The following is a 12,520-nucleotide window of genomic DNA, read 5'->3' as shown; positions in this document are numbered from 1 at the left end:
ACCAGGGAGCGGGTCTGGGGCGCCGACAGGGGGCCCTCCTTGGAAATCACCGCCCCTAACGGGATCGCCCCCCCCCCGGGGCCCCCCCCCCCCCGCCCGCGCCGGCCCCCCCGGGGGGGGGGCGCCCCGGCGCTGTCGTCGTGCGTGCGGGGCGTGTTCAGGCAGCGGTCCTGACGGAGGGCCGCCGACTCGCGATGACCTTCTTCGCCAGCGAGCGCGGGCTCGTCAGGAAGCCGTAGCCCCAGCACATGTGCATCGTGGCCAGCGCCACCGGGATCTGGAGCCTGGCCTTGAGCGAAAGGCCCTTGCCGGCGGGGACGGAGCCCGCGGTGATCGCCGCGAGGTAGCCGGCGGGGACGACGAACGCCCACGGCGTGAGCGCGACTCCCGCCACGACGCCCGCGGCGATCGCGCAGAGCGCCGTCGGCGGCGCCAGATAGCGCAGGTTGATCGAGCCCTGGTGGTAGCGGGCCACGACATGGCGCCAGCGTCCGTAGTCCTTGTACTGCTTGGCGAGCGCCCGCACGGACGGCCGGGGACGGTACTGGACCCGCAGCTCCGGGGAGAACCAGATCAGGCCGCCGGCCTCGCGGATGCGGAAGTTCAGCTCCCAGTCCTGGGCGCGGATGAACTCCTCGTTGTAGCCGCCCTGCTGCTCCAGCGCCTCGCGCCGGAAGACACCCAGGTACACCGTCTCCGCCGGGCCGGCCTTGCCGCCCGTGTGGAACGCGGCGTTGCCGACGCCGACCTTCGAGGTCATCGCGGCGGCGACGGCGTCCTCCCAGGCGTTCTCGCCCTCGGCGTGCATGATGCCGCCGACGTTCTGCGCGCCGGTCTCCGCCAGCAGGCGGACCGCGGTCGCGATGTAGTTCGGCGACAGCATGCCGTGGCCGTCGACGCGCACCACGACGGGGTGGCGGGACGCCTTGATGGCGGCGTTCAGGGCGGCCGGGGTGCGGCCCGTCGGATTCGGCACGGTGCGGACCCTCGGGTCATCCCGTACGAGTTCGGCGGCGATCTCGTCGGTGCGGTCCGTGGACGGCCCGAGCGCGATCACCACCTCCATCTCTCCGTCGTACTCCTGCTCGAGGATGTGGCGGACGGAGTTGCGCAGATGCCGCTCCTCGTTGAGGACCGGCATGATCACGGAGACAGCGGGCGTGGCGTTCATCGCCCGCCACGTTACCGCGAACGAGGGACACCCAGGCGCGGCGGCCGGTGTCGCAGATCGTATGGGCCTACGGTGCGGGGAATCCCCTGTCGTCCGCGGAGGTGTCCTCTTGCCCCCACCGCCCCGCCCGCGTCCCCGCCCCCGTCCCGCCCCGCAGCGCGGCGCCACGGGGCGGCCCGCCGCGCGACAGCCGGCGCGGCCGGCAGGGCGGAGCGGGCACCCCGCGCGGCGCACGGGCGGCGGCTCGCCGCCGCCGCGCCGGGCCGGGCCTCCGGCACGGCCGCGCTGGGGCATGCGGATCGTCACATCGCTCTCGGTGCTGGTCCTGGGCGTGGGCGGTATCGGGCACGCCATGGTCACCGGACTCGACACGGAGATCGACCGGGTCGACCCCTTCCGTGACATGAAGAACCGGCCCGAGGACGGCCGGGGCACGAACATCCTCGTCGTCGGCACCGACGGCCGGGACAGGATCACGCCGGAGGAGAAGAAGAAGTACCGGCTCGGCGGGGCGCCCTGCAACTGCACCGACACGATCATGCTGGTGCACATCGCCCAGGACCGTGATCGCGCCAGTGTGGTCAGCCTGCCCAGGGACAGTTACGCGGAGATCCCCGAGCACACCGACAGCACCACGGGCAGACATCACAAGCCGCACCCGGTGAAGCTCAACGCGGCCTACGCCGAGGGCGGCCCCGGACTGACCGTGCGCACGGTCGAGCACATGACCAAGTTGAAGATCGACCACTATCTCGAGGTCGACTTCACCAGCTTCATGAAGACGGTGGACGTCGTGGGCGGGGTGGAGGTCTGCACCGCCCGGCCGATGAAGGACACCTACACCGGCCTCGACCTGCCGGTCGGCACTCACAAACTCAGCGGCGGGCAGGCGCTGCAATACGTGCGCTCCCGCCATATCGACGGCGCCGCCGACCTGGGGCGGATGCAGCGCCAGCAGCGCTTCCTGGCGGCGCTCGTCGACCGGGCGACCAGCAGTGGTGTGCTGCTCAACCCGGTGAAGTTCCGGAAGGTCACCTCGACCATGCTCGGCTCGGTCCGCGCCGACCGGCAGTTCGGCACCCGGCAGATGCTCGCCCTCGGCAGGGCGATGCAGGGCTTCACGCCCTCCTCCTCCGAGTTCACCTCCGTGCCCGTCGGCGATGTCGCGTTCCTCGTCAAGGGCATCGGGTCCACCGTGAAGTGGGACGACGCGCGGGCGCAGCGGCTCTTCCGGCTGCTGCGCGAGGACAAACCGCTGGCACCGCACCGCCCGAAGCGTGCGAAGGCCACCGTCGTCGAGGTCGACCCGAAGCAGATCAAGGTCCAGATCTACAACGGGACCCACCTCGCCGGCCTCGGCGAGAAGGTCGACAAGGCCCTGCACGGCCTCGGCTTCGACACGACCCGCGCCCCGCTCGACGGCGGCAGCGGTCAGGTCGCGCGCACCTATGTGACGTACGACCCACGGTGGGACCGCTCGGCGAAGTCGCTCCAGGCCGCGCTGCCCGGTGCCGAACTGCGTCCGGTGAAGGGGCAGGGCCCCACGATGAAGGTGATGGCGGGGACCGACTTCAAGGGCGTCACCCCCGTACAGACGCAGGAGCCCCATCGCGGCGAGTTCGGCGCGGTGACGGGCGACCAGGTCGTCTGCCCGTAGGTCCCCGCCGGGCGGCCGGGGTCAGTCCTCCATGCCCTCCGCGGCGCGCTTCTCGCGCAGCTCCCGGATCGCCCGGCGCCTGGCCAGCCGGTGCGTGCGCCGGATCTGCGCCTCCTGGTAGCGGCGCTGGTCGCGCTCGGTCTCCGGGACGACCGGCGGCACCGGCCGCGGCTTGCCGTCCGCGTCCACGGCGGCGAAGACGAGGTAGGCGCTGCCGACCTGGGTGGCGGGCGTCGACTCGTTCCAGCGCTCGGCCAGGACCCGTACACCCACCTCCATGGAGGACCTGCCGGTCCAGTTGACCTGTGCCTTCACATGGACCAGGTCGCCCACCCTGACCGGCTCCAGGAACACCATCTCGTCCATGGAGGCGGTGACCGCGGGTCCGCCGGAGTGCCGGCCCGCGACGGCTCCGGCCGCGTCGTCCACCAGTTTCATGATCACGCCGCCGTGCACGGTGCCGAGGAGATTCGTGTCACTGCCGGTCATGATGTGGCTGAGGGTGGTACGGGACGCCGAAGTGGGCTTGCCCGGAATTTCATCCTCCGGGCGCTGGGCCTGATCTGTCATGCCGTCCACCATATGCCGGGGCCGGAATGCATCAGCTTCGCTACAGCCCTGGTGCGATTCCCCACCCACCCTGTCTGGGGGGCCACCCTCCCCTGCACACTGTTCCGCATGAATGACTGGCCCGATGGATGGACCGACAACGGCGGCAACGGCAACGCACGCGGCTACGGACGCGGCAGCTCCGGGGCCCAGCCCGAGGGCGCGCGCGTCATGCGCCATGTCCAGCGACCGGCCGCCCCGCAGCACGGCGGGGTCCCCCCTCAGCAGCCCCGTGGTTACGACCAGGGCTACGCCGAGCCGGGATACGACAGCGGCTACAACACGGGCCAGGTCTACCGCGGCGCGGGCGGCGGCGGTCTGCCCTCTCAGGGCAGACCCTCCCGGCAGCCCGGGCCGGCGCCCGACTGGCGGCGCAGGCTGAAGATCGGCTCGATCGTCGTGCTCGTGGCCGTGCTGGGCACCACCATCGGCACGTACTTCTGGGCGGACTCCAAGGTGCGGCGCGAGGTCGACCTCGCCAAGGTGATCGAGCGGCCCGCGGAGGGCGACTGCACCACCTATCTGATCGTCGGCTCCGACAGCCGTGAGGGCATGACGGCCGAGGAGAAGAAGAAGCTCCACACCGGTGACGCCGCGGGCAAGCGCACCGACTCGATGATGATCCTCGCGGCCTGCGGCAGCGGGAACACGATGGTGTCCCTGCCGCGTGACTCGGACGTCGAGATACCGTCCTTCATCGGCTCCGAGTCCGGCAAGAAGTTCCCCAACCAGGGCCGGCGCACCAAGCTGAACGCCGCCTACGCGGAGGACGGGCCCGAGCTGCTGGTCCGCACCGTCGAGCACAACACCGGCCTGCGCATCGACCACTACGCGGAGATCGGCTTCGCCGGCTTCGCCAACATCGTGGACGCGCTCGGCGGTGTCGAGATGAACATCGAGAAGGGCTTCAAGGACAAGAAGTCCGGCGCCGACTTCGAGGCGGGCAAGCAGACCCTCGACGGCGAGCAGGCCCTCGCCTTCGTCCGCACCCGCTACGCCTTCGCGGAGTCGGACCTCGCGCGCACCAAGAACCAGCAGAAGTTCCTCTCCGCGCTGGCGAGCCAGGCGGCGACCCCCGGCACGATCCTCAACCCGTTCAAGCTGTACCCGACCCTGGGCGCCGGCCTCGACACACTCATCGTCGACAAGGAGATGTCCCTGTTCGACCTGGGTGAGATGTTCTTCGCGATGAAGGGCATCAGCGGCGGCGACGGTACGTCGATGAACATGCCGACGTCGGGAAGCCGGGGCGGCAACCTCGTCTGGGACAAGGCGAAGGTGCAGCAGCTGGTGAAGCAGATCCAGAACGACGAGAAGGTCACTGTCAGCGACAAGTGATTCCCGCGCGTCGAAGGGGCCCGCACCGCGTACGCGCGGTGCGGGCCCCTTGCGGCGTCACGGTCAGTGCGTGAACGGGTTGGCGTGCCCCGGGAGCTGTTGCCCCGGCCGCAGGAAGCGCCGGCGGCCGTGCTCGTCGGTCACGGCGGTGAAGCCGCCGGCCGTCAAACGGTCGGCGACGCGCTGCCGCCGGACGTCGCTCAGCCGGAACGCGCCGACCAGGAAGGCGGCGAGGACGGCGCCCACGGCAAGCCCCTCCACCCACTTGCCCATGAGCAGGAAGATGGCGGCGGCGACGCCGGTCATCGCGTAGGCGAACCGCTTCTGGCCCTTGTCGGCGGCCTTCGCCATCACGTCGTACCCGATGCGGTCCTTCAGCAGGGCGACCGCCGCCTCGGCCTCGGGAACCGGGCTCAGCGTGCCGGGCCGCAGCCCGGGCACGGCGCCGCCCATCCCGGCATCCGGGTAAGCGGCGATCGTCGCCGCCTCGCGGGCGCGCGCCTCGGGCCGGGGGTCGCGGTACAGGTAGACGGCGAGGACCTGCTTGTTGTGCCCCTCGCGCCGGGCCTCCCCGTACTCGAAGCCGTACTGCTCGACGACGTACGCCTGCGCCGCGACCCGCTTGGCGACGGCCATCTCCTGTCGCAGCACGACGACGTCCTGCGTGGCGATCTGCCGCAGCAGCGACGCGATCCGTCTGTCCGAAGCGCCCATCTCGTTCTCCCACCCCATGTCTTGGCCGACGCGCCGCCGATCGACGGCAGCGCAGCCTAACCGCACCGGTATGGATCATTCCGCTTGGGTCCCGGCCTCGGGCGCGCCCGCGCGGGGGATCCCTGCGCCGCGTCACCGATGAGTCCGGCCGGCCCCTGCCGTCTACTGAGGTGAGAGCACCGATCACGTGTGGAGGCCGGCATGAGGAAGATCGTCGCGCAGCTGTTCATCTCGCTCGACGGCGTCGTGGAGGCGCCCCACGAGTGGCACTTCCCCTACTTCGACGACGAGATGGGGACGGCCGTCGATGCCGTACTGGGCCGGACGGACACGCTTCTTCTGGGCCGTGAGACCTATGACAGCTTCGCCGGCGCCTGGCCGGAGCGGGAGGCGGCCGGCGGGGAGGACGCGCCGTTCGCCAAGATCCTCGGCGACACGCGGAAGATCGTGGTGTCGAGCCGGCAGCTCGAGTTCACCTGGCGCAACTCCGAACAGCTCCAGGGCGATCTCGTCCCGGCGGTCACGGCGCTGAAGAAGGAGGGCGACGGCACCGTCGCGGTGAGCGGCTCGGTCTCCGTCGTGCGCCAACTGCTGGCCGCCGGGCTGCTGGACGAGCTGAATCTCCTGGTGCACCCGATCGCCGTCCGCAAGGGCATGCGGCTGTTCGACGAGGGCGATGCTCCGCTCCCGCTCCGGCTGGTCTCCTCCGAGACCTTCGAGACAGGCGTGCTGAACCTGGTGTACGCGCCGGCGGAGCCGGCCGGGGAGGCGACGTACGACGACGCCAGGACGCACCTGTCCGGGTCCGGTCAATAGCCGCATCCGCTCCCGGCCCTGACGCAGAAAGCGAGGCACCCCTGGACCCAGGGGTGCCTCGCCTCGTCGCGACAGGGCCGCGTACTACGGCAGGTTGCGGGCCATCACGATCCGCTGGACCTGGTTGGTGCCCTCGTAGATCTGCGTGATCTTGGCGTCGCGCATCATGCGCTCGACCGGGTAGTCACGGGTGTAGCCGTAGCCGCCGAGCAGCTGGACCGCGTCCGTGGTGACCTCCATGGCCACGTCGGAGGCGAAGCACTTGGCCGCCGCACCCTGGAAGGTGAGGTCGGCGTCACCGCGCTCGGACTTCGCGGCGGCCGCGTACGTCAGCTGGCGGGCGGCCTCGATCTTCATGGCCATGTCCGCGAGCATGAACTGTACGCCCTGGAACTCGGCGATCGGCTTGCCGAACTGCTTGCGCTCCTTGACGTAGCCCTTGGCGTAGTCGAGGGCGCCCTGCGCGATGCCGAGCGCCTGGGCCGCGATGGTGATGCGGGTGTGGTCCAGGGTCTTCATCGCCGTGGCGAAGCCCGTGCCCTCCGCGCCGATCATGCGGTCGGCGGGGATGCGGACGTTGTCGAGGTAGACCTCGCGGGTCGGCGAGCCCTTGATGCCGAGCTTCTTCTCCGGGGCGCCGAAGGAGACGCCGGGGTCGGACTTCTCGACGACGAAGGCCGAGATGCCCTTGGAGCGCTTCTCGGGGTCCGTCACGGCCATGACCGTGTAGTACTCGGAGACACCGGCGTTGGTGATCCAGCGCTTCACGCCGTTGAGGACGTAGAAGTCGCCGTCGCGGACCGCCTTCGTCTTCATGCCCGCCGCGTCGGAGCCCGCGTCGGGCTCGGAGAGGCAGTACGAGAACATCGCGTCGCCCTTGGCGAGCGGGCCCAGGTACTTCTTCTTCAGTTCCTCGGAGCCGGAGAGGATCACCGGGAGCGAACCGAGCTTGTTCACGGCCGGGATGAGGGAGGACGAGGCGCAGACACGCGCCACCTCCTCGATCACGATGACCGTGGCGAGCGCGTCGGCGCCGGCACCGCCGTAGCTCTCCGGGACGTGCACGGCCTGCAGGTCGGACGCGACGAGCGCGTCGAGGGCCTCCTGCGGGAAGCGGGCCTCCTCGTCCACCGCGGCGGCGAACGGCGCGATCTTCGCCTCGGCGAGGGAGCGGACCGTCTCACGGAGCATGTCGTGCTCCTCCGACGGGCGATACAGATCGAAGTCGGCCGATCCTGCCAAGACTCTCACTCCCCAAGGTGTTAACTACCGTTAAGTATTCCAATTTTAGACGCCGCTCCCCCGGCAGGCATACGTGAGCTTGGTGACAGCTCGGCCACAGCGCGCGAAGAGCGCTTTGGAGCGTGCCGCACGCCCCCGGATATGCTCGGCCCCGCACCGCCCTTGCCCGCGTCAGTACTGGAGCACCCCATGGCCCTCAAGATCACCGTGATCGGCACCGGATACCTCGGCGCCACCCACGCCGCGGCCATGGCGGAACTGGGCTTCGAGGTCCTCGGACTGGACGTGGTCCCGGAGAAGATCGACATGCTCTCCGCCGGCCGGGTGCCGATGTACGAGCCCGGTCTCGAGGAGCTGCTGCGGCGGCACGTCGCCGGGATCGAGGGCTCCAGCGGGCGGCTGCGGTTCACGACCTCCTACGAGGAGGCCGGTGAGTTCGGTGACGTCCACTTCGTGTGTGTGAACACCCCGCAGAAGCACGGCGAGTACGCGTGCGACATGAGCTACGTCGACTCCGCCTTCGCATCGCTGGCCCCGCACTTGAAGCGCCCGGCGCTCGTCGTCGGCAAGTCGACCGTGCCGGTCGGCTCCGCGGAGCGGCTCGGCCGGCTGCTCGCGGAGAAGGCGCCGGCGGGCCCGGACGTGGAGCTCGCGTGGAACCCGGAGTTCCTGCGTGAGGGGTTCGCCGTCGACGACACGCTGCACCCGGACCGGATCGTGGTCGGCGTGGAGAGCGAGCGCGCGGAGAAGCTGCTGCGGGAGGTGTACGCGACGCCGGTCGGCGAGGGCTCGCCGTTCGTGGTGACCGACTTCCCGACGGCGGAGCTGGTGAAGACCGCGGCGAACTCGTTCCTCGCGACGAAGATCTCCTTCATCAACGCGATGGCCGAGGTGTGCGAAGCGGCCGGCGGCGACGTGGTGAAGCTGGCGGAGGCGATCGGCTACGACGAGCGGATCGGCAAGAAGTTCCTGCGGGCCGGTGTCGGTTTCGGCGGCGGCTGCCTGCCGAAGGACATCCGCGCCTTCATGGCGCGCGCCGGTGAACTGGGCGCGGACCAGGCGCTGACGTTCCTGCGCGAGGTCGACTCGATCAACATGCGCCGCCGTGGCCACATGGTCGAACTGGCCCGTGAGGCGGTCGGCGGCACGTCCTTCCTCGGCAAGCGGGTCGCGGTGCTCGGCGCCACGTTCAAGCCGGACTCGGACGACGTCCGTGACTCGCCGGCGCTGAACGTCGCCGGCCAGATCCACCTCCAGGGCGGCCAGGTCACCGTCTACGACCCCAAGGGCATGGACAACGCCCGCCGCCTGTTCCCGACGCTGGGTTACGCGGACACGGCGCGGGAGGCGGTGCGCGGCGCGGACGTGGTGCTGCACCTCACGGAGTGGCGCGAGTTCCGCGAGCTGGACCCGGCGGAGCTGGCGGAGGTCGTGACCTCCCCGATCATCCTCGACGGCCGCAACGCCCTGGACCCGGTGGCGTGGCGCGAGGCGGGCTGGACGTACCGGGCGATGGGCCGCCCGCGGGCGTGACCCGAGCGCCGGCCGGACCCCTTCAGGCGGAGTCGGCCCGGCGGGCGCGGTAGCTGCGCATCTTGGCGCGGGCGCCGCAGACGGACATCGAACACCAGCGGCTGCGGCATGCCGGGCTGCGGTCGTAGTAGGCCCACCGGCAGTCCTCCGCCTCGCAGGCCTTGAGGCGGAGCCAGGTGTTGTCGGCCGTGGCGGCGGCGATGGCCTCGGCGACGCGGGTGAGGAGGGTCGGCGGCCCGGTGGGGCACAGGGCGGCCTCCCCCGTGGGGGAGATCGCCACGCGCAGGGGGGCACCGGCGAGGAGGTCGTCGAGGGCGCTCGGCCGGGCGGCGTGGCCGGCATGGGCCAGGCAGGCGGCGCGCAGTGCCTCGCGGAGCTCGCGTGCGGCGGGCAGGTCGTCCGGGGTGAGGTCGAACCGGGCACGGCCGTCCGGCGTGTCGAGGCGGTCCGCTCCGGTCCCGATGTCCAGCGTGTTCACCAGCGCTTCGATCAGCGCGAGGCCACCGGGTGCGGGCGCCCTGTCATTCATGCTTGCGACGTTACCTGTTATGCGGGAGCATGCGGTAACCGTTACCGGTTGATGTCAGGTAGCGGTAACCACCGAGGAGGAAGCATGAGCATCGGCAAGGTCGGAGCCGTCGTACTGGACTGTCCCGATCCCGTCGCCCTCGCCCGCTTCTACGCCGAGCTCGTCGGCGGGACGGTCGAGGACGACGGCGACGGGTGGGTGGACCTCAAGGGGGCCGACGGCGCACAGCTCGCGTTCCAGGCCGCCCCCGGTCACGTACCGCCGAAGTGGCCGTCCGCCAAGGACTCGCAGCAGTTCCACATCGACGTGATGGTCGAGGACATGGACGCCGCCGAGGAGCGGGTGCTCACGCTCGGCGCCACCGCGCTCGACGCGGAGGACCGCAAGCGGTCGTTCCGGGTGTACGCCGACCCGGCGGGGCATCCGTTCTGCCTCTGCGCCTGCTGAGCCGGCGCGGGTCAGAGGTCCAGCGCGCCGATCGCCGCCCGTGAGGGGGCCCGGCGCGGCTGGGCCGCGCGCGCGGCGAATTCGGTGCCACGCAGCACCCGGGCCATGTTCGACCAGGTCAGGCCCATGACCTCCGATTCGGGCCAGCCCCTCTCGAGCAGTTCCGCGATCAGCCTCGGCAGGCAGGAGACGTCGTTCAGACCGGGCGCGTGCGGAAGTCCCGTGTCGTACGCCCCGCTGATCGCGACGGCCTCGGGCCCGGCGGTCTCCCGGACGTGGTCGAGCAGGTCCGCGGTCGCAGGCAGCGTCCCGGCGGTGCACGACACCATGCACACCCCGTGGTTGCCGCGCAGCGCGTGCAGCACGTCGTCCGGCAGGGGCTCTGCCTGGTGCGAGAAGACGACGGGTGCCCTGGTGATCGTGAGGGCGCGCCGCATCGTGTCGGTCGTGCAGCCGGAGAGGTCGACGAGGACACCGAGCCGGTTCATCTCACGGACCATCTCGTGGCCGAACGGCGTCAGGCCGCCCTGCGTCCAGCGGGCGCCGGCGAGGGTGACGCTGCGGACGCCGAGCGCATACACGGCGCGCAGCACGGCGAGCGAGTCGCCGAGGGCCTCACCGGACATCGGGCCGAGGAGGGCGGCGATCCGGCCGCGGTTCCGGGAGTCGGCGAGCTCGTCGGCGCCGAGCACGAGGCGCAGGCCCTCCGGGCAATCGGCCACCGTGGCCCGTACCAGGTCGATCAGTTCCACCGTGGCGCCGAGCGAAGGGCTCCCGGCGCTGCCGGCCGGTGCCTGGAGGGACCAGAACTGGGCGCCCACACCGCCACGCCGCAGCCGGGGCACATCGGTCTCCAGCATGCTCTCGCCGGCTTCGAGGTCGTACCAGTGCATGCTCTGGAGCACCGGGGCCAGACCGCTGTACCCGTCGATCACGGGGTGGGTGCGCAGGAGTCGCGTGGCGCGTACGAGCGGATCGGCGGACGGCCCGGGGTCCGGCGGCGCGGACGCCGCTGCTCCCGGTTCGCCGAGAACTTCGAGGCCGTCGAGATCGTTCAGCTCGTCGAGGTCCTCCGGACCGGCGGATTCGACGGTGGTGAGGGACGAGGCGTCGTGCAGATCTGCCATGTGCTGCTCCGGGGTCGCCGGCCGTATGCCGTTACGCCAACCGTGGCACGGGAGCGGTAAGGGGTCGCGGCGAGTGGTGCGTTCGGGGTACGCGGCCCGCGGCAGCGCACCCCGAACCGCTCAGAGCGCGTCGAGCTCGGCGATCGTCGCGATCGACGGGCCGCGGGTCGCCTGGAGGTCGGCGGCCACGTCCTCGGCCGCCCGCAGCACCCGGACGGCGTTCTGCCAGGTGAGCTTCGCCAGATCGGCGTCCGACCAGCCGCGGCGCAGCAGTTCCGCGACCAGGTTCGGGTAGCCGGCGACGTCGTCCAGGCCGGCCGGGGTGAAGGCCGTGCCGTCGAAGTCGCCGCCGATGCCGATGTGGTCGATGCCGGCGACCTCCCGCATGTGGTCGAGGTGGTCGGCGACCGTGGCGGCGGTCGCCACCGGCCGCGGGTTCGCCGCCTCGAACGCCTCGTGGATCTTCATCGCCTGGGGTGTGGTGTCCAGGTGGTGCAGCCCGTGGGCCCGCATGTTCTCGTCGGCCGCCCGGGTCCACTCGACGGCCGCGGGCAGGATGAACTTCGGTACGAACGTCGCCATCGCCACGCCCCCGTTGGCCGCCAGCAGGGCCAGCACCTCGTCGGGGATGTTGCGGGGGTGGTCGCACACCGCGCGGGCCGACGAGTGGGAGAAGATCACCGGCGCCACGGAGGTGGCGAGCGCGTGCCGCATCGTCGTCTCGGCGACATGCGAGAGGTCCACGAGCATGCCGAGGCGGTTCATCTCGCGCACGACCTCATGGCCGAAGGCCGACAGGCCGCCGACGCCGGGCTCGTCGGTCGCGGAGTCGGCCCATGCGATGTTGTCGTTGTGCGTGAGCGTCATGTAGCGAACGCCCAGCGCGTAGAGGGCGCGCAGGGTCGCGAGCGAGTTGTTGATGGAGTGGCCGCCCTCGGCGCCCATGAGCGAGGCGATCCTGCCCTCGTCGCGGGCGATCTCCATGTCCTCGGCGCTCAGTGCGCGGGCGAGGTCCGCGGGGTAGCGCTCGAGGAGCTGGTCGACGACGTCGATCTGCTCCAGGGTGGCGCTGACGGCCGCGTCGCCCGCCATGTCGCTGCGCACGTAGACGGACCAGAACTGCGCGCCGACCCCGCCGGCGCGCAGCCGGGGGAGGTCGGTGTGGAGCCGGCCCTTCTGGTCGGCCGCGATGTCCAGGCGGTCGAGGTCGTAGCGGACGTGTTCCCGCAGCGCCCAGGGAAGGTCGTTGTGACCGTCGACGACGGGGTGGGCGGCGAGCAGTTCGCGGGCCCGCTGGAGGAGTTCCGTGGGGGTGTCCATTGCCTGTTGCTTCCCCG

12 protein-coding genes are annotated in these 12,520 nt (G+C 71.2%); 5 read left to right on the top strand and 7 right to left on the bottom strand.

All coding sequences use genetic code 11. From position 1 onward, the window contains the following. Positions 1-157 precede the first annotated feature (157 nt). Positions 158-1,171 (bottom strand): glycosyltransferase family 2 protein, encoded by a 1,014-nt coding sequence (locus ACIPJI_RS17735; protein WP_356618298.1) that lies wholly within the window; start codon positions 1,169-1,171, stop codon positions 158-160. Positions 1,172-1,463: 292 nt separating this feature from the next. On the opposite strand from ACIPJI_RS17735, the gene ACIPJI_RS17730 reads away from it, so the two are divergent. Beyond that, positions 1,464-2,828, top strand: coding sequence for an LCP family protein (locus ACIPJI_RS17730; RefSeq protein ID WP_402247129.1), 1,365 nt, complete (start codon positions 1,464-1,466; stop codon positions 2,826-2,828). Positions 2,829-2,849: 21 nt separating this feature from the next. On the opposite strand, the gene ACIPJI_RS17725 is transcribed toward ACIPJI_RS17730, so the two are convergent. Further along, positions 2,850-3,398 carry an acyl-CoA thioesterase gene (locus tag ACIPJI_RS17725; protein ID WP_159691403.1) on the bottom strand — a complete coding sequence of 183 codons (549 nt, stop codon included), beginning with the start codon at positions 3,396-3,398 and terminating at the stop codon, positions 2,850-2,852. Positions 3,399-3,506: 108 nt separating this feature from the next. Here ACIPJI_RS17725 and ACIPJI_RS17720 point away from each other — a divergent pair, with 108 nt between their 5' ends. Continuing rightward, positions 3,507-4,775 carry an LCP family protein gene (locus ACIPJI_RS17720; protein ID WP_307706746.1) on the top strand — a complete coding sequence of 423 codons (1,269 nt, stop codon included), beginning with the start codon at positions 3,507-3,509 and terminating at the stop codon, positions 4,773-4,775. A 63-nt stretch (positions 4,776-4,838) separates the two neighbouring features. Here the strand turns inward: ACIPJI_RS17720 and ACIPJI_RS17715 are convergent, their stop codons facing one another. Next, the gene (locus ACIPJI_RS17715) at positions 4,839-5,489 is read right to left on the bottom strand and encodes a hypothetical protein (protein WP_307706747.1); all 651 of its coding nucleotides are present in this window, start codon (positions 5,487-5,489) and stop codon (positions 4,839-4,841) included. A 201-nt stretch (positions 5,490-5,690) separates the two neighbouring features. On the opposite strand from ACIPJI_RS17715, the gene ACIPJI_RS17710 reads away from it, so the two are divergent. Beyond that, positions 5,691-6,305 carry a dihydrofolate reductase family protein gene (locus ACIPJI_RS17710; protein WP_356618304.1) on the top strand — a complete coding sequence of 205 codons (615 nt, stop codon included), beginning with the start codon at positions 5,691-5,693 and terminating at the stop codon, positions 6,303-6,305. Between the two features lie 84 nt (positions 6,306-6,389). Here ACIPJI_RS17710 and ACIPJI_RS17705 read toward each other — a convergent pair whose 3' ends face one another. Next, a complete protein-coding gene (locus tag ACIPJI_RS17705; RefSeq protein ID WP_307706749.1) occupies positions 6,390-7,547 on the bottom strand; it encodes an acyl-CoA dehydrogenase in 1,158 nt (385 codons plus the stop codon). Positions 7,548-7,736: 189 nt separating this feature from the next. Here ACIPJI_RS17705 and ACIPJI_RS17700 point away from each other — a divergent pair, with 189 nt between their 5' ends. Beyond that, on the top strand, positions 7,737-9,080 hold the full coding sequence (locus ACIPJI_RS17700; protein WP_307706750.1) for a UDP-glucose/GDP-mannose dehydrogenase family protein: 1,344 nt from the start codon (positions 7,737-7,739) through the stop codon (positions 9,078-9,080). 22 nt (positions 9,081-9,102) lie between these two features. Here the strand turns inward: ACIPJI_RS17700 and ACIPJI_RS17695 are convergent, their stop codons facing one another. Further along, positions 9,103-9,609 (bottom strand): CGNR zinc finger domain-containing protein, encoded by a 507-nt coding sequence (locus ACIPJI_RS17695; protein ID WP_356618307.1) that lies wholly within the window; start codon positions 9,607-9,609, stop codon positions 9,103-9,105. Positions 9,610-9,693: 84 nt separating this feature from the next. Between ACIPJI_RS17695 and ACIPJI_RS17690 the strand changes: the two genes are divergently transcribed. Next, complete coding sequence (locus ACIPJI_RS17690; RefSeq protein WP_356618309.1) at positions 9,694-10,056, top strand: VOC family protein; 363 nt, start codon at positions 9,694-9,696, stop codon at positions 10,054-10,056. 11 nt (positions 10,057-10,067) lie between these two features. Here the strand turns inward: ACIPJI_RS17690 and ACIPJI_RS17685 are convergent, their stop codons facing one another. Next, on the bottom strand, positions 10,068-11,183 hold the full coding sequence (locus tag ACIPJI_RS17685; RefSeq protein WP_402247125.1) for a membrane dipeptidase: 1,116 nt from the start codon (positions 11,181-11,183) through the stop codon (positions 10,068-10,070). Between the two features lie 120 nt (positions 11,184-11,303). Further along, a complete protein-coding gene (locus tag ACIPJI_RS17680) occupies positions 11,304-12,503 on the bottom strand; it encodes a dipeptidase (RefSeq protein ID WP_402247123.1) in 1,200 nt (399 codons plus the stop codon). Positions 12,504-12,520: the final 17 nt, after the last annotated feature.

The sequence above is a fragment of the Streptomyces sp. NPDC086835 genome (genome assembly GCF_044745705.1).
Lineage (GTDB): Bacteria > Actinomycetota > Actinomycetes > Streptomycetales > Streptomycetaceae > Streptomyces.
The sequence above is the reverse complement of the archived record's forward strand: the minus strand, read 5'-3'. Positions and strand labels throughout refer to the sequence as shown.